This window comes from Nonomuraea glycinis (assembly GCF_014646515.1).
Taxonomy (GTDB): domain Bacteria; phylum Actinomycetota; class Actinomycetes; order Streptosporangiales; family Streptosporangiaceae; genus Nonomuraea; species Nonomuraea glycinis.
The window spans coordinates 155,287-171,937 of sequence record NZ_BMNK01000018.1; the positions used below are offsets into that span (position 1 = coordinate 155,287).

General features: G+C 72.1%; 15 protein-coding genes. 9 read left to right on the top strand and 6 right to left on the bottom strand.

The genetic code is table 11. From position 1 onward, the window contains the following. Positions 1–57: 57 nt before the first annotated feature. From IEY87_RS37190 to IEY87_RS46330, 6 genes are all read right to left on the bottom strand, one after another. A complete protein-coding gene (locus IEY87_RS37190) occupies positions 58–492 on the bottom strand; it encodes a CBS domain-containing protein (protein ID WP_189143527.1) in 435 nt (144 codons plus the stop codon). Between the two features lie 103 nt (positions 493–595). Continuing rightward, positions 596–1,459 (bottom strand): TauD/TfdA dioxygenase family protein, encoded by an 864-nt coding sequence (locus IEY87_RS37195; protein WP_189143528.1) that lies wholly within the window; start codon positions 1,457–1,459, stop codon positions 596–598. Positions 1,460–1,485: 26 nt separating this feature from the next. Continuing rightward, positions 1,486–2,265, bottom strand: coding sequence for an ABC transporter ATP-binding protein (locus IEY87_RS37200; RefSeq protein ID WP_189143529.1), 780 nt, complete (start codon positions 2,263–2,265; stop codon positions 1,486–1,488). Then, entirely contained in the window at positions 2,249–3,277 is a 1,029-nt protein-coding gene (locus IEY87_RS37205; protein WP_189143530.1) for a taurine ABC transporter substrate-binding protein, read from the bottom strand. Before IEY87_RS37205 ends, IEY87_RS37200 begins: the two co-directional genes overlap by 17 nt. Positions 3,278–3,315: 38 nt before the next feature. Next, on the bottom strand, positions 3,316–4,068 hold the full coding sequence (locus IEY87_RS37210) for an ABC transporter permease (protein ID WP_225277580.1): 753 nt from the start codon (positions 4,066–4,068) through the stop codon (positions 3,316–3,318). Between the two features lie 151 nt (positions 4,069–4,219). Further along, a complete protein-coding gene (locus tag IEY87_RS46330) occupies positions 4,220–6,313 on the bottom strand; it encodes a hypothetical protein (protein WP_225277579.1) in 2,094 nt (697 codons plus the stop codon). Between the two features lie 91 nt (positions 6,314–6,404). Between IEY87_RS46330 and IEY87_RS37215 the strand changes: the two genes are divergently transcribed. The 9 genes from IEY87_RS37215 (at position 6,405) to IEY87_RS37255 (ending at position 16,632) form a co-directional block, all read left to right on the top strand. After that, positions 6,405–9,269, top strand: coding sequence for a CHAT domain-containing protein (locus IEY87_RS37215; RefSeq protein WP_189143532.1), 2,865 nt, complete (start codon positions 6,405–6,407; stop codon positions 9,267–9,269). Between the two features lie 21 nt (positions 9,270–9,290). Next, positions 9,291–9,821, top strand: a complete 531-nt coding sequence (locus IEY87_RS37220; RefSeq protein WP_189143533.1) for a hypothetical protein — start codon at positions 9,291–9,293, stop codon at positions 9,819–9,821. A gap of 1 nt (position 9,822) precedes the next feature. Continuing rightward, positions 9,823–11,346: a hypothetical protein gene (locus IEY87_RS37225; RefSeq protein WP_189143534.1), complete on the top strand. Its 1,524-nt coding sequence runs from the start codon at positions 9,823–9,825 to the stop codon at positions 11,344–11,346. 381 nt (positions 11,347–11,727) lie between these two features. After that, entirely contained in the window at positions 11,728–12,648 is a 921-nt protein-coding gene (locus IEY87_RS37230; protein ID WP_189143535.1) for a DUF6282 family protein, read from the top strand. Beyond that, entirely contained in the window at positions 12,645–13,580 is a 936-nt protein-coding gene (gene kce / locus IEY87_RS37235; RefSeq protein ID WP_189143536.1) for a 3,5-dioxohexanoate:acetyl-CoA acetone transferase, read from the top strand. The genes IEY87_RS37230 and kce overlap by 4 nt, the downstream gene beginning before the upstream one ends. 20 nt (positions 13,581–13,600) lie before the next feature. Next, positions 13,601–14,518 (top strand): cupin domain-containing protein, encoded by a 918-nt coding sequence (locus IEY87_RS37240; protein ID WP_225277578.1) that lies wholly within the window; start codon positions 13,601–13,603, stop codon positions 14,516–14,518. Beyond that, positions 14,515–15,303, top strand: a complete 789-nt coding sequence (locus IEY87_RS37245) for an HpcH/HpaI aldolase family protein (protein WP_189143537.1) — start codon at positions 14,515–14,517, stop codon at positions 15,301–15,303. Before IEY87_RS37240 ends, IEY87_RS37245 begins: the two co-directional genes overlap by 4 nt. Then, entirely contained in the window at positions 15,293–15,766 is a 474-nt protein-coding gene (locus IEY87_RS37250; RefSeq protein WP_189143538.1) for an acyl-CoA thioesterase, read from the top strand. Before IEY87_RS37245 ends, IEY87_RS37250 begins: the two co-directional genes overlap by 11 nt. Before the next feature lie 68 nt (positions 15,767–15,834). Beyond that, a complete protein-coding gene (locus tag IEY87_RS37255) occupies positions 15,835–16,632 on the top strand; it encodes an SDR family NAD(P)-dependent oxidoreductase (protein ID WP_225277577.1) in 798 nt (265 codons plus the stop codon). Positions 16,633–16,651: the final 19 nt, after the last annotated feature.

A 16,651-nucleotide genomic window follows, 5' to 3' on the forward strand; every position in this document is an offset into this window, starting at 1 on the left:
ACCGGCAGGAGTAAGGGGCGAGCCGCCGAAGCGCGGCTCGCCCCTGAGACCGTGCTGTCACGCCCGCGCGTAGATGCGGTGCACGAACTCGGCGAGCTTGCTGTCGGGCAGCTCCTTGGCCAGATCGGCCTCGGTGATCATGCCCACGATCCGGCGATTGTGGATCACGGGCAGCCGCTTGATCCGGTGCTGCTCCATCTTCTCCAGCGCCTCTTCGACGCTGTGGTCCGCCTCGACCCACACCAGCCCGCGGGCCAGCTCGCTCGCGGTGGTGCTGTCGAGGTCCTTGCCCTCGGCGCAGCACTTGATCACGATGTCGCGGTCGGTGATGATGCCCTTCAACCGGTCGTCGTCACCGCAGATCGGCAGCGCGCCGACCGACAGATCGCGCATCATCTGCGCAGCGGTACGCAGGCTGTCGTTCTCGCCGATGCACTGCGCACCTTGGTGCATCACATCCTGAACCGTCTTTCCGGTCCCTGCTGTGGTCATCTCCGCCTCCCCCAGAAGGTTTGTTGGACATGCTCCGGGGATCCCTACCCAGCTGAGAGCCGTTATTCGGCGTACGCGAAGGAATGGAACTCGATACTGCGTTCTAATGAATCGGGCCGTAGGGCACGTCGCCGCGCAGGGTGATGCGGTGCATGACGCGGCGGGTGGTGCCGTAGTCGCGGTTGGCGTAGTGGGCGGTGCTGCGGTTGTCCCACATGGCGATGTCGCCCACGCTCCAGCGGTGCCGGACGATGTGCTCGGGCTTGGTGAGGTGGGCGTACAGCAGGTCCAGGATGGCGCGGCTCTCGGCCTCCGACACGCCGACGATGTGCGAGGTGAAGCCGGGGTTGACGAAGATGCCTCTGCGGCCGGTCTCGGGGTGGACGCGGATCACGGGGTGCTCCACCGGATCCAGTCGCGTGACGACCTCGCCGTCCCAGACGCTGCCCTTGCCGCCCCGGCGCTGGGCCAGGTAGTAGCCGAACTCCCGGTTGCCGTCGTGCACGGCGGTGAGCTGGTCGGCCAGCTCGCGCACGGGCGCGGACAGGGACTCGTAGGCGAGCTGGCTGTCGGCCCAGCTCGTGTCGCCCCCGGTGGCGGGCAGGATGACGGCGCGCAGGATCGAGCCGAGTGGAGGACGGGGCATGAAGGTGACGTCGGTGTGCCAGATGTCCGCGAAGCCGTTGTCGGCGCTGTCGAGCTCGTAGATCTCCGGGTGCGCCTCGTCCACGCCGCCGACGACGGGGTGGGAGGCGGTCAGCTCGCCGAGCCGCCGGCCGAGAGCCACCTGGCCGTCGTCGTCGAGGTTCTGCCCGGGGAAGAAGAGCACCTTCCTGTCGATGAGCGCGGCCCGTACCGCGACCAGGTCGTCGTCGTGGGCGCTCGCCAGGTCCAGCCCGTCGACGCGGGCGCCGAAGTGCGGTCCGAGCGGGTGCAGCGTGAGCTGGGCGGCGGTTCGCGTGGACATGGGAATCTCCTGTTTCGTCGCGGATGTCAGGTGGCGGCGGTGCGCACGGCCTGGCTGACCGTGGCCCGCAGGGCGGCGTACTCGGGCAGGGCGCGCAGTTCGTCGGGCTCCAGGCCGGTGCGGGGCAGGGGGATGTCGAGGTCGAGGGCGATCCGGCCGGGCCGCCTGGTGAGCACCACGACGCGGCTGCCGAGGAACACCGCCTCCTCGACGCTGTGCGTGACGAACACCGAGGTGCGGCCGGTCTGCGCGCTCACCAGGCGCAGATCCTCCTGAAGCCGCTCCCTGGTGAGCGCGTCCAGGGCGGCGAAGGGCTCGTCGAGCAGGAGCAGCGGGTTGTCGCTCGCCAGCGCCCTGGCGATGGCGACGCGCTGCTGCTGGCCGCCCGAGATCTGCCAGGTCCGGCGGTGCGCGACGTCGCGCAGGCCCACGCGCAGCAGCAGCTCCGGGATGTGGCGGGCGCGCTCCGCCCGAGGGACGCCCGCGTAGCGCAGGGCGAGCTCGACGTTGCCGCCCACGCTCTTCCAGGGGAAGAGCCGGGGCTGCTGGAAGACGATCCCGGCGCCTTTCCCTGGCGTGGGCGGGCTGTCACCGATCCGCACCCTGCCGGAGGTCGGCTCCTCGAAGCCCGCGATCAGGCGCAGGAGCGTGCTCTTGCCGCAGCCGGACGCCCCGACGATCACGAGGAACGATCCCGCCGGGACCTCGAGCGAGAGCGGCCCCAGCGCGGTCACGGCGTCGGGGCCCGTGCCGTACACATGCTCGACCTCGTGTACGGAGACGGCGGCGTCAGGAGTCGAGGACACCGGGCAGGCCCTTGTTGTAGATGGCCTGCTGGACGGTGGCCAGGTCGGGCACGGCGTCGATCTTCTGCTGGTCCTTGAGGAACTGGGCCGCGCTGACCAGGTTCTGCGCCAGTGCGCCGGGTGCGCTCGGCGTCCCCAGCCATTCGGCGGACGCCAGGTCGGCGGGTTCGAGGAAGACTCCCTGGCTGAGCTGGTCCTTGGCGTCGGCCGCGGCCAGGTTCAGCTCGGCGCCCACGGCCGCGGCCGCCTCGCCGGGGTCGTCGGCGATCAGCTGGAGGGCCTTCGCCTCCACCTTGCGCCAAGCGTCGACCGCGTCCGGGTGCGCTTGGATGAACGCTGTGGACACCACGCCGAGGTCCAGGGTGGGCTTGCCCGCCGTGGCCAGTTCGCGGCTGCTGATGAGGGTCTTGCCGGTCTTCTTCACCTCCGCCAGGGTCGGCAGCCAGGTGTAGGCGGCGTCGATGTCGCCGCGCGTCCAGGACGCCAGGATGTCCTGCGGCTCCAGGTCGATGATGTTCACCTCCGACTCGGCCACGCCCGCCTGGCTCAGCGCGGCCAGCAGGCTGTAGTGCGAGGTGGAGGCGAAGGAGGTGGCGACCTTCTTGCCGCGCAGGTCCTTGACCGTGGCGATGCCGCTGCCGTTCCTGGCGACCAGGGCCTCGTTGTCACCCGCCACGTCCAGCACGAACGCCACCTGGTACGGGATGTTCAGCGGCGCGGAGAGCCCCCGGGCGACCGGGCTCGATCCGATGGCGGCGATGTCCACGCTTCTGGCGACGAAGGCGGTGTTGATGCTGGCGCCGGAATCGAACTTGGTCCACTGGATCGTGTAGTCGGGAAGCGCCTGCTCCAGCCATTTCTTGTTCTTCACGATGAGATCGCCGCTGGGGAACGCCTGGTAGGCGAGGCGGATGGTCTTGGCCGGCGTGGCGCCTCCGGTGGACGCGGTTCCGCTGCCGCACGCGGTCAGGGCCGCGGCGAGGACGAGGGGGAGCAGGAGCTTGAGGCGCATGGCGTGGTTCCTTGTCGGGGACGTACGGCGGCGCGGGCTCATGAATGGCCGCGCCAGGGGATCAGTCGCTGCTCGGCGGCCCGCAGCGCGCCGTCGATGAGCAGCCCGGAGATACCGATGGCGATCAGTCCGAGCACCACGACGTCGGTCTGCAGATAGCGCTGGGCGTCCCGGACCATGCCCCCGATGCCGGGCACCCCGTTGACGGTCTCGGCGGCGACCACGGACGAGTAGGCGATGCCGACGGCCAGGCGGACACCGGTGAAGATCTCCGGCAGCGCGTTGGGCAGCACGACGTCCCGGATGACGTCCCAGCGCGAGGCGCCCAGCGCGCCGGCCGCCTCGACCAGGTCCTTCGGCGCGCCGTGCACGGCGGCCGCCGTGGCCACCGCGACCGGTGGCAGCGCCGCGATGGCGAGCAGCCAGAGCTTCGGGGTCTCGTCGATGCCGAACCAGATGATGAGCAGGCTGAAGTACGCCAGCGGGGGCAGGGCCCGCACGAAGGTGACCACCGGCTCGGCCACGACGCGGATCCACGGCACGGTCCCGAGGATGACGCCCACGACCAGGCCCGCCGCCACGCCGATCGCGGAGCCGATCAGGATGCGGCGCAGGCTCACGCCCAGGTGCTCCACGAGGAGGCTGCCGCTGTAGCCGCGGATGCCGTCGTGGGTCGTGGACAGCCGCAGGAGTTGATCCCAGACCGCCCCCGGCGTGGGGATGAAGGAGGGATTGCGCGCCGCGGTGGCGGCCACCTGCCACAGGGCGAGCAGCGCGAGGACGGCGAGCACGCGTACCCCGAAGCGCCGGCCCGCCCGCCGGCGCGTCCTCGGCTCGGCCGCTCGCCGTCCGGGCGGACCGGTTCCGAGGCGTTCCGGAACGAGGGTGGGCGTGGGGTTCACCGTGGGGTCAGCCGTAAGGACATATGCATTTCCTACCAAGTTATAGTGGATTATGCAATATGCCGGTGGACGAGGCGGTGCGCAGCAGACGGCGGAGTTCGTCGTACTCGATCGGGCGGCCGAGCCGGAGGGCGGCGTACTCGCCCGCGGCGCCGCCCTGCGCGGCGAGTTCGGCGCACGCCGCCTGCCACTCCTCGCGGGCCTTCCGTACGGACTGAGTGGCGCTGGGGCTCGCGGGGAGGTCACGGAGCCGGACATAGGTGTCGTACGCCGCACGCTCGGCGGCGGCGGATCCCTCGGCGGGGGGCGGCAGCCGCTCCGCGAGCAGTTCGAGGAAGACCCGGGAGCGGCCCAGCTCGGAGAACTGCCAGGCGGTGACCAGGGTGCCGCTCTCGCCGGGCGTCGGCGGCGTGGCCGAGGCGAACAGCCACACGCCCAGGTCGTACAGGCCGCTGATCGAGCCGCCCGCGCTGATCCGCAGGTCGGGGCTGAGGGCGCGCCCGCGTACGTCCTCAGCCGAGCGCACCGCCGCGAGCAGGCTGTCCCTGGCCACCTGCAGGTCGCCCATGGCCCTGGCGAGTTGGGACAGCCCGGTCAGCGCGTTCATCTCCCAGGTCACCTGCCCGGCCGCGCGGGCGCGCAGCGCGGCCTCGGCGAAGAGCGCGGCGGCCTCGGCGGGGCGGCCCTCGGTCACCAGCTCGTCGGCGCGCAGCGCGAGGTCGCGGATGGGGTTGCCCCAGGCGGGGAAGGGTGCGGGAGTGCGCCGGGACAGCCACGAGCGCATCTGCTCGTCCAGGTTCGTGTGCCCGCGCACGCCCATCAGCAGCGCGAAGGGATGGCTGATGAACGTGCGCGCCTGCTCCCGTCCCCAGGCCAGTCGTTCCCCGATCCCGCCGCGCCGGATCTCCATGGCCCGCGCCTCCAACCGGCGCGCGCCCTCCTCGTCACCGCGCTGCTGCGTGATCACCGCCAGACCCATGAGCGAGTTCCTGCGCAAGTACGGGCTGTCGTCCGGGGAGAGGAGCTCATGGTCCAGGTCCACGGCGACGAGCCCGTGCCGGGCGATCAGGCGGCTCCAGGCGGTGTGCCGGGCCTGGGCCGCCATGCGCGGCAGACCCAGGGCGGAGAAGCGGCGGGCGCACTCCCGCCAGGTGGCCAGCGCCTCGTCCTCCTGCCCGAGATATTGGTAGATCTCCGCCCGCAGCCACAGGCAGCAGGTGCGCTGGATCTCCTGGTCCCGGGTCAGCCGCCGGGCGGTCCGCGGCACGACCTCCGTGTCGACCAGGGTCAAGGCGAGCTCGGCCAGCTCGACCCGGCGCAGCGCCGCCTCGGCGGAGACGGAGCCGACGGTGAGCCGCGCCTCCAGCAGCAGCGCGGAGATCAACGCGTAGTCGGGCCTGCGGCGGCGGGTCAGGAAACCGTCGTGGAGCCACTCGCCCAGATGCACGACGGTGAGCGTCCGGACGTCCGACTGTTGGGCCTGGGCAGTGCCGACGGCGATCCTGTAGAGCGTCTCGGCCGTCTCCGCCAGGCACAGGGCGAGCGCGGGCACGGCCAGCGCAGGGTGGGGCTGCGCCACGTACGCCAGCAGGAACGGCGTCCACGCGTAACGCAGCAGCACGGTCGCCAGCACCGAGCAGAGCGCCAGCGGCACCCGCAGCGGTTTCGGCGCGGTGGCCACGGCGCGGAAGGTGCCGACCCCGACCTGTAGCAACAGGACGGCGGCCACCAGGAACACCCCGCCGAACGCCGTGGCCCAGGCCGTCGTCGCCCAGACGGCGGCCAGCCACGCGCCGGCGGGGGAGAACGCCAGCAGCGCACCGGCCGCGAGCACGATGATCTCGCCCCAGCGCCGCAGCCGGGCCCGCTTGCGGATCAGGCCGCGCCAGGCCGCCATCCGGCCCGCCACGTGCCCGCTGACCAGCAGCCCGGCCAGCAGGGGCAGCCAGGCGGCGCCCCCGCCCGCACGGGCCGCCGCCCACCCACCGAGCGCGGCAGGCGTCACGCAGGCCACCCATCGGGCGCACGCCGACACCCGGTCGGCCCGCCCCGGAGGCCGGATCAGCAGGCCTTGATCGTGTGACTCGCGCCGGCCACCCACCGGAGTGATGTCCCCGCGAACGCCGCCGTTCACGCCCCCATCACGAATACGTATCGTGCACTTCTCAGCACGATCCGGCGGGGATAGCTTCTGCGTGGCGGCGGAAGAACCAGCGCGGAGGGCCATGCCAAGGCGGGTGCGGGTCCGGACCGGCGACTCCTGGACGCCCCATCTGGCGCGTGCGCGGCGGCGCCTGGCGGGCGGGCGGCCGCGGGACGCGGCCCGCGAATACCGGCAGGCGTGCCGGCTCGCCGACGGCGGCCACGCCGATCCGGCCGTCAGGTCCGCGCTGCGGCAGTGGCTCGGGCTGGCGTTGCAGAAGGCGGGCCGGGGCCAGGAGGCGTTACGGGCGCTGACCCAGGCCTGTGAGCTGCTGGGCGACGACCCCGGTGCGGCGGAGCAGTACGCGCGCACCCTGGACACCCTCGGTCTGGTGCAGCGCGACCTCGGGCAGCTCGCCGCGGCCGAGGAGTCCCACCGGCAGGCCCTGGACCTGCTCAGGCGGGCCGGTGCACGTGAGGGCGCCGTACGCGCCGCCGTCAACCTCGCCGTCGCGGTCAAGGACCAGGGGCGTCTCACCGAGGCACGCGGGCTGCTCGCCGACATCGAGCCCGCGGCCCGCGACTGCGACGACCCGGCGCTGCTCGGGCACACGCTGCTCACCCTGGGCCTCGTCCACGAGCTGCTCAACGAGCCGGCGCCGGCGGAACGGCTGGCGAGGCAGGCGGCCGAGGCCTACCGCGCGGCGGGCGACAGGGAGGGTGAGGCGGCCGCCACGCACAACGTGGGCCGGGTGCTGGACACGCGCGGGCGGCACGCCGAGGCCATGGAATGCTTCGCCACCTCCCTGACGATCAATCTGGAGATCGGCGCCGAGCTGGGCGTCTCCGACGACCTCGGCGCCATGGCCTCGCTGTTCCAGCTCGCCGGGCAGGACGAGGAGGCCCGCCGCCTGCATGAGCGGGCACTGGACATCCAGCGCAGGGCGGGCTATCGGCGCGCGGTCGTCGCCACCCTCTGCGACCTGGGATTGCTGGCGCGAGACCAGGACGACCTCCCCCTCGCGCGCCACCACCTGCTGGAGGCGCTGCGGGAGGCCGAGACGCTCGCCGACCCGCACACCGTCTACGAGACGCGCGTTCTGCTGGCGGAGATCAGCATGCTGGAGGAGGACTACCCGCAGGCCCGCGTGGCCTACCTGGCCGCGGCGGAGGCGATGGGGGACGCCAGACGGGCGCTGCTCGACGAGGCGGACGCCGTCACCTACTTCACCGAGTCCCGTCTTGACGCCCCCGGCATGCTGGTCCGGCTCTCGCTCCACCTGCGCGACAGGGCGGGCGCACTCGAATGGGCGGACGCCGCGCGCGGTCAGGAGCTCGTACGCAGGCTGGCCTGGACGGCCCTGCCCGCACCTCCCGGCGCGCCGGAGACGGTCCTCGCCGAGGAGGCCGAGACCCGCCGGCTCCTGCGTGCGCAGGAGGCGGACCTGCGCGTCGGCGGATCCGCCGACGCGGCCCTGCTCACGGACTACCGGCAGACCTTGTCACGCCTGCATCGGCTGGAGGACCGGCTCGCCGAGCTGGCTCCGGAGTACGTGTCGATGCGCCGGGGAGAACGCCTCGGCTGGAATGCCGTCACCGCCCTGCTGACTTCGGCCCCTTCCCCGGACGGGCCAGAGGGGAGCGACGCCATGGCTCGTCTGGTGCTGGCCGAGTACCACGTGACCGACCACGAGACCTTTGTCTTCGGCGTGACGGCCGACGCGCCGGAGCCGGAGGTCGTCACCGTGGACGTGACCCGCGCCGAGCTCCGCGAGCTCGCCGAGGCCGCAGGGGACACCCTGGCCCGCGACAGGGCCGGCCTCGGCGCGCACTTGGCGGACGAGCGACTGGTACGGCTCCTCGCCCCGGTGGCACGGTGGGCCGAGCCGGGGGACGTGGTCTACCTGGTGCCCCATGACTCGCTGCACCTGCTGCCCCTGCAGGCCGTGCCCGTCGAGGGCGTCCCGCTGATAGAGCGCAACCCGGTCGCGTTCGTGCCGTCGGCCTCCGTGCTGCGCCACTGCCAGGCCAAGCGGAAGGCACGCCGCGCGAGCGCGCTCATCGTCGCCGCGCCGCCCGCGGAGCATCCGCTGGCCTTCGCCAGGGAGCAGGCGCTGGCCGTGTCGGAGGCGCTCGGCGGGCAGGAGGTGCCGGCGGCGGCCGACGCCTCCCGCGAGAGCCTGCTGGCCCGCTTCGCCGAACCCGGGCGCGCGCCGGACATCGTCCACTTCGCCACGCATGGCGTGTTCGACCGCGAGGACCCGATGCGCTCCGGGATCGAGCTCGCGGGTGGCAGGCTGACCGCGGCGGACATCCTCGGGCTCCGGCTCGACGTGGACCTGGTGACGCTCGCGGCCTGCGAGACCGGCGTGAGCCAGAGCCGCCCGGGAGACGAGCTGATCGGCCTGACCAGGGCGCTGCTGTACGCGGGCGCGCCCTCGGCGCTGGTCGCCCTGTGGCGCGTGGACGAGCTGTCGACCAGCATGTTGTTCGGCCAGTTCTACGCCGCGTTGCGGGCCGGGTCGCCCAAGGCGGAGGCCCTGCGCCAGGCGCAGCTGTGGCTGCGCGGCAGGACGATCGCCGACGTGCTCGACTACGCGCGCGGGGCTCGTCCGCGCCTGGCGGACGACCCTCGGGCGCTGGCCGCCGTACGGCTGGAGGAGGCGCGGCTGCTCCTGGCGGCGGGCGACTACACCGTGGCGGCCGGCTTGTTCCGTGACCTCGTCGCCTGCCCCGACCTGGACGAGGAGCAGCGGCAGGGCGCGGAGGTGGGCATGCTGCAGGCGACGCTCGTCATGGGCACGGGCATGAGGACGGGGACGGGGACGGGCTCAGGTACGGGGATGAGTGCGGGCTCGGGCGCGGGGGCGGCTCCGGATTTCGGCGTGCTCGCGTTCGCTGATCCGTACCACTGGGCGCCGTTCGCGCTGATCGGTGACTGGCTCTGAGCACAGCAGGAGGGAGAAGGCGTGGAGCGGCGACGGCCGGTCGAGGAGTTGATGACCGGCGACTTCACCGTCACGGACGTGGCGGACGGCGGGCTGGACGGAGCGGGTGCCACGGTGCTGGACAGGGCGGGGTTCACGGTGCTGCTCGGGGTGGACGGCGAGCCCGCCGGGCTCGCCGGTGGGGGCGAGCGGGGACCGGCCTGCGTCGTCGAGGCGGACACCCCGCTCGGCGACGTGCTCGACTCGGCCGACCTGCTGCACGCGCTGGTGTCCGGCACGCCCGGCCTGGTCATCGTACGGGGGAGAGACGTCGTGGGCGTGGTCGGCGCCGAGGCGATCAAGGCGGAGATCGTCCGCGACACCGCCTCGCGCCTCGTCGCCGGACGGCAGCTGGGCGACGCGCAGCCGCACGGCAGGCGGGCCACGCCGCCCCCGAGCCGCATCCAGTGCAAGACCTGCGGCGCGACGAACACCTTCCACCGCTTCAGCCAGGCGGCCACCTACACGTGCCAGCACGGGGATCACGACTTCGTCCCCTACTGGAGCGCCTGACATGGGCGGACTCGTCGAGGCGGCGTCGGCGGTGGTCGACCGCCGGTTGCTCACCACGACGTTCCTGCCGGTGCTGGTCTTTCTGAGCGCCCTGGCGGCGGTGGCCGTCGCGGGCGTGGGCTGGGTCACGGCGGTCCGCTGGTGGGCGGGGCTCGGCGCGGAGGTGCAGGTCGTCATGTCGGGGCTGGTTCTCGCGGGCGCGCTGCTGTTCAGCCAGCTCCTCGCCGTACGGCGGGCCGGGCTGATCCGGGTCTACGAGGGTTACTGGGACGGCCTGCCGTACGGCGAGCGGCTGGCCGAGCGGTGCCGGCTGCGGTTCGTGGCAGGCGAAGACCAGCGACGCTCCCTCTATCCGGTGGACGAGTCCCGGCTGATGCCGACCGCGCTGGGCAACATCCTGCGGGGGGCCGAGGACCACAGCGGCGATCGGTACGGCATCGACGGGGTGACGGCGTGGCCGCGCCTGTACCCGACGCTGCCGGACAGCTTCCGGCAGACGTTCGCGGCGGCTGCGGGGGATCTCGACCTCATGGTCACGGTGAGCGGGCTGGGGCTGGCGTTCTCGCTGGCGGGCGGGGTGCTGGGGGCGCTGCTGCTGCCGTGGTACTGGGCGCTGGGCTGCTGCTGGGGCGGGCTGGTGGTCGCATGGTGGGGGTATCGGGGGGCGGTGCGTGCCGCTGAGCCGTACGGGGAGTTGTTCCGGTCGGCGTTCGACGTGTATCGGTGGACGTTGCTGGACGCGATGGGGCTGCGGCGACCCACCGAGTACGGTGGCGAGCCGGAACAATGGCGGCAACTGGACAAGCTCTGGGTGATCGGGGCTCCCGACAGCACACATGTCACCAGCCTCGGCTACCCGACGACCGCTCCCGCCACAGACGCCCCCAACCCCGTCGAGCCCGTTCCGGACAAGGACTCCACCGCGCCAAGGGCATCCCCGCCTCTGCAGGACAGCTCACTCGACCTCCTACCTTCGGGGAACGGGCGGAAGGCGCGGCCGCTGCGGTTGGGGCTCTGGCTGGTGGCCGGGGCGGTCGTCGCGGGGATCGTCGTCGTCGTGGGCAGTCTGGCCGTTCGATCGCCGGACGGCTGGGTGGCCGCGCGCACGCTGCACCCGTACCGGATCCTTGCCGCCACCGACGTGAAGGGCCCGGCCGGCACGGCAGGCCGGTACGCGCTGCGCCAAATCGAGGAGGGCAAGCAGGTGCCCCCGGAAGCCCTGGGCCCTCGCCTGCCGAGCGGTGCCGTCGACGGCAAGACCGTGATCACCCTCCGCCCGGCCCCCGGGCATCTGTACGCGGACGCGGCCGCCCGGGGCACGACGGCCACGCTGCGCCTCGTACGCCGGACCGCCACATCGGACGGAGAGGCGACCTCCCGCACCTTCCCCGGCGTCACCGTCCTCGACCTGTCCGGCGGCGAGCCACGCACGAGCCTGGTGATCGCACTTCCCGCGGATCGCGTCGAAAACCTGCTCGACCAGGTCGCCGACAGCGACGTCTACCTCGTCACCACCACCGGCTGACCGAGCACTCAGGCCCTTGGGCCGACGTCTTGATCCCCAGGGCCCTCGGAACCCGGCGCGGACAGCGGAGCGCGAGGCCATGTCAGGCCAGCGCAGCACTCGTATGTTCATGATGCAACCTACAGATTCGCATGGCGATCGATGAGCGTCCGGCAATCTCCGCGACCCATCAGTCCCACGGCGAGCGCACTGATGGCCGCCCAAAAAATCCCCGCACCCGGGCCATGCCATGGGTGTCAAAGGCGAACTGACCTGGATTTATCCGTCGGTTTCCGATGGATCAGCGGCACGGATCAGCCTCCGGCCGAGCGTAGACACGAGAAGCCTCCGTACGTAGACTGAACATCCAGTTCACGATCCGCACTAAACGGAGGCTCATACATGCTGTCCGCCGAGGATGCCCGGCCCGTCTCGCCGGCCCTCCTGAAGGTCCTGACCGGCGCCGTGGACCTGCACTGCCACTCCGGACCCAGTCCTTTCCCGCGACGGTTGAACCACGTCGAGGCGTCCTACGACGCGGCGCGCATCGGCATGCGCGCGATCCTCGTCAAGTCGCACCATCACAACACGGTGATGGACCTGCTCGCCATGGGCACCTGGCTCGCGGACGCGCCCACGCCGGTCTACGGCGGGGTGGCGCTCAACACCGAGGTCGGCGGCGTCAATCCGTCGGCCGTGGCGATGAGCCTGCGGATGGGCGGACGCTGCGTCTGGGCGCCGACCGTGTCCGCCCGGCCGCACATCGACCACCACAGCCACGGCGGCGACTTCCCCAGCGCCGCCATCGACCTGCTCGAGAAGGAAGAGTCGATCTTCGACGAGGCCGGGGAGGTCTCGGCGGACACGGCCGCGGTCGTCGACATCGTCGCCGAGACCGGCGCCCTGCTCACCGGCGGCCACCTGGACCCCGGGTCGATGAAGGCCCTGTTCTCGCTCGCCGAGAGCAAGGGCGTGCGGCGCCTGCTCGTCCAGCACCCGGACTTCATCGTCGGCGCCTCCGATGCCGACATCGAGGAGCTGCTGGGCTACGGCGCCTACATCGAGCATGAGATCGCGATGTACCACCCCGAGGTGACCGCCATCGGCTGGCCCATCCAGCAGTTGCTGGACTGGATCGACCGGGTCGGCCCCGAGCGGACCGTCATCTCCTCGGACCTCGGCCAGCAGGGCAACCCCCTGCCCGTCGACGGCTACATCTACCTCATCGGGGCGCTGCTCGACCACGGCGTGGCCGAGAAGGACATCCGTACGATGATCGCCGCCAACCCCGCCTTCCTGCTGGGGCTGGAGGAGAAGCCGTGATCGCCGCCGACCGGGTGATCATCAGCACCGCGGTGACGGGATCGGTCCACGTGCCGTCGCAGAGCGACCATCTTCCGATCACGCCGAAGGAGATCGTCGCGGAGTCCCTGGCCGCGGCCGAGGCGGGGGCGGCCATCATCCACCTGCACGCCCGGCACGCCGAGGACGGCCGGCCGGCGTTCGAGCCGGAGGTCTTCGAGGAGATCATCCCGCCGATCGCGGCGCAGTGCGACGCGGTCATCAACATCACGACCGGCGGCGCGTCGTCGATGACGATCGAGGAGCGGCTGGCCGCGGCGACCCGGTTCAGCCCCGAGCTCGCCTCGCTCAACATGGGCTCGATGAACTTCGTCTACTCCGGCATCGCCGATCGGGTGACCCACTGGAAACACCCGTGGGAGCAGCCCTACGTGGCGAACACCTACCACCATCCGTTCGTCAACTCCTTCGCGCAGATCGAGTACGCGCTACGGGAGCTGGGCGACAAGGGCGGCACCAGGTTCGAGTACGAGTGCTACGACATCGGGCACCTGTACACCCTGGCCCACTTCGCCGAGCGAGGGCTCGCCAAGCCGCCCTTCCTCATCCAGGGCGTCTTCGGGATTCTCGGCGGCATCGGGGCCGACCACGCCAACCTCACGCACATGGTCGCCATCGCCGACAAGCTCTTCGGCGCCGACTACCACTTCTCCGCCTTCGCCGCGGGCCGCCACCAGATGCAGTTCTGCACGCACAGCGCCTGGCTGGGCGGTCACGTGCGCGTCGGGCTGGAGGACAACCTCTACATCGGCAAGGGCGAGAAGGCCACCGGCAACGCGCAGCAGGTCCGCAAGGTCCGGGAGACCCTCGCCGACCTCGGCAAGCAGATCGCGACGCCCGCCGACGTCCGGCGGATGCTGGCCCTCAAGGGCGCGAAGAACATCACGCTGTAACGGCTACGAGAGGAACCGACATGACGATGTACGCCAAGGACGACCTCCGGTCCCAACTGGCGAGTGCCCCGTCAGCGAAGGCGGCGGTCGATCCGTCGACCCCGATCGCGCCGGCCCAGTACCTGGACTTCACCGAGCTCCCGCCCACCGCGGTCAGCCCGGCCGGCAGCCGGACCTGGCAGGCGCGGGGCCAGAACGCCGTGCTCGTGTGGACCGACGCCGTCGCCGGCGAGCGCTTCGAGCGCGACGGGCAGCCCGACGAGTACGCCGTCCTGCTCTACTCCGGCAGCGCCTCGATCCGGATCATCGCCGGTGACCAGGAGCAGGAGGTGAGCGAGGAGGCGTTCGTGGTGGTGCCGCCCGGCGACAGCGTCGTCGAGGCGCTGACCGACGGGCCCGTCATCCGGGTGTTCTCCACCGTCGCCGAGGACCTGCGCGACGGCGCGCTCAACGCCGGGGCGTACGCCGAGCCCGACCCCCGCTGCGCCCCGCTCGTGCCGTGGCCGGACCCGGTGGACGGCTTCCGGCTGCGCGTCCACCGGCTCGCCGAGACGCCGATCACCGAGGGACGGTTCGGCCGGATCTTCCGCACCACGAACCTGATGGTGAACTTCCTGGCCGAGGAGCCCACCCCCCGCGACCCGCTCAAGCTCTCCCCGCACTTCCACGACGACTTCGAACAGCTGTCCCTGGGGATCAAGGGGGAGTTCGTCCACCACATCCAATATCCCTGGGGCCCCGACTCGACCCAGTGGCGGGCCGAGGACCACGGCCGGGTCGGGACGCCGTCGCTCACCGTCATCCCTCCGCCGACCGTCCACACGACCCAGGGCATGGGCCCGCACCAGCAACTGATCGACATCTTCTCGCCGCCGCGCCAGGACTTCTCCGCCCGTCCCGGCTGGGTCCTCAACGCGGCCGAGTACCCGGCCCCATGAGCCCGGCACGCACCAGCCGGTTCCGGGCCGCGCTGGCCCGGCCCGGCGGACCCGCTCTCGGCACGTGGGTGAAGCTGCCGGTGATGGAGAGCGTCGAGCTGCTCGCGCTGGCCTGCTTCGACTTCGTGGTCATCGACCTGGAGCACTCCGCGATGAACCTCGAGACGGCGTACCGCCTGATCGGCACCGCGAACCATCTGGCGATGGCACCGATCGTCCGGATCCCCACGCTGGACGGCGGCATCGCCCAGCGCGTCCTGGACGCCGGCGCCGAAGGGATCATGCTGCCGCACGTGGACACGGTCGGCCAGGCGGAGGCGGCCGCGCGGGCGGTCCGCTTCCCGCCACTGGGCGCCAGAGGCGTCGGCTCGACGAGCCGCGCCGGCGCCTGGGGGGCGATGGACCGCGCCGAGTACCTGCGCTTCGGCCAGGAGGAGGTGGTGCTCATCGCGCAGATCGAGAGCGCCGGGGCGGCCCGGTCGGCGGGCGCGATCGCGGCGGTGGCGGGCGTGGACGCGCTGCTCGTCGGCGCCGCGGATCTGTCCACCTCCGAGGAGACCACGGAGGACGACCCACGGGTGGTCGAGCTGATCGCCTCCGCCATCAAGGCCTGCACCGCCGCCGGCAAGCCGATCGGCAACGCGGGGGCGCCGACGAGGCGGTCGGCGCGGGCCGCGATCGACGCGGGGTACGCCTTCACGATGCTCGGCAACGACGCCGGCCTGCTCGGATCGGCCGCCGCGGCCGCCGTGCGGGAGGGCCGGGCGGCCAGTGGTGACCGCTGAGTCCCGCGCGCCCGTCACGGTGCCGCTGCAGCTGCGCTGGGCCGACACCGACGTCTACGGGCACGTCAACAACGTCACCCACGCTCGATACCTGGAGGAGGCGCGCATCAGGGCGTTCGGCCTGCCCGACCACCCGATGACCGCACCGCCCGACCAGCCGCCGATCTTCGCCTGCCTGGAGCCGAAGACGTTCACCATGACCGTGGCGCAGCGGCTGGAGTACGTGAACGAGCTGGCCTACCACGGGCAGACGATCCTCGCCGACCTGTGGCTGTCCCGGATCGGCTCCAGCAGCCTGGACATCGGCTGCCGGCTGTATCACCAGGTCAGTGCGCTGACCTATCTTCGGGCCCAGGTCACGCTCGTGGTCTGCGACCTCACGTCCCGGCGTCCCCGGCCGCTGAGCGTCGCCGAGACGCGTGCCCTCGCGCCGTACCTGGGCGAGCCCGTCTCGTTCCGCTGACACCTTTCTCACCCGCTCGCGGCTGAGTCCACGGACCGCCGCACATCCAGAACTGAGAGGCGGACACCTTGTCCGACAACTTGTCCGACAACGCACAGGCGCACCCGACACCCGGAGCCGGGCTGCTCGCCGGGAAGGTCGTCCTCGTGGTCGGTGGGAGCACCGGCATCGGGGCCGACTCCGTACGGGTCTTCGCCGAGGAGGGGGCCTCCGTCATGGTCGCCGCGCGGTCGCGGGACACCCTCGCCGCGCTCACCGAGGAGCTCACCGCGGCGGGTCACGACGTCGCCTACAGCGCGGGCGACGTCAGCGTCGGAGCCGACGTCGCGCGGTTCGTCGACGACACGCTGGCCCGGTTCGGCCGGCTCGACGGCGCGTTCAACAACGCCGGCATCAACCAGTACGGCCCGCTCGACGAGGTGTCGGAGGAGGACTTCGACCGGATCATGGCGGTGAACGTCAAGGGCACCTGGCTGTGCCTGCGCGAGGAGATCCGCGCGATGCGCGAGAAGGGCGGGTCGATCGTCAACACGAGCAGCGTGGGCGGGTTCCGCGGGAACACGGGGCTCGGCGCGTACCAGGCGACCAAGCACGCGGTCATCGGCTTCACCCGCACGGCGGCCCACGACAACGGGCCGTTCGGCATCCGGGTCAACGTCGTCGCCCCCGGCCCCACCGAGACCCCGATGTTCGTCCAGTGGCGGCACGACGATCCGGCGGCCGTGGAGCGCCGGATCGCCTCGGTCCCGTTGCGGAAGGCCGGCACGACGACCGAGGTGGCCAACGCCGCGGCCTGGCTGCTGAGCGATCGCGCGAGTCAGGTCAACGGGGTCGTCCTGCCGGTCGACGGCGGGTACAGCGCGTAGCGCGCCGCCTCTTATGTTC

Excerpts from the sequence above, each read along its gene's own strand:
- IEY87_RS37190 (WP_189143527.1), bottom strand. The coding sequence starts at position 492 with ATGACCACAGCAGGGACCGGAAAGACGGTTCAGGATGTGATGCACCAA.
- IEY87_RS37195 (WP_189143528.1), bottom strand. The coding sequence starts at position 1,459 with ATGTCCACGCGAACCGCCGCCCAGCTCACGCTGCACCCGCTCGGACCG.
- IEY87_RS37205 (WP_189143530.1), bottom strand. The coding sequence starts at position 3,277 with ATGCGCCTCAAGCTCCTGCTCCCCCTCGTCCTCGCCGCGGCCCTGACC.
- IEY87_RS37215 (WP_189143532.1), top strand. The coding sequence starts at position 6,405 with ATGCCAAGGCGGGTGCGGGTCCGGACCGGCGACTCCTGGACGCCCCAT.
- IEY87_RS37225 (WP_189143534.1), top strand. The coding sequence starts at position 9,823 with ATGGGCGGACTCGTCGAGGCGGCGTCGGCGGTGGTCGACCGCCGGTTG.
- IEY87_RS37230 (WP_189143535.1), top strand. The coding sequence starts at position 11,728 with ATGCTGTCCGCCGAGGATGCCCGGCCCGTCTCGCCGGCCCTCCTGAAG.
- IEY87_RS37240 (WP_225277578.1), top strand. The coding sequence starts at position 13,601 with ATGACGATGTACGCCAAGGACGACCTCCGGTCCCAACTGGCGAGTGCC.
- IEY87_RS37245 (WP_189143537.1), top strand. The coding sequence starts at position 14,515 with ATGAGCCCGGCACGCACCAGCCGGTTCCGGGCCGCGCTGGCCCGGCCC.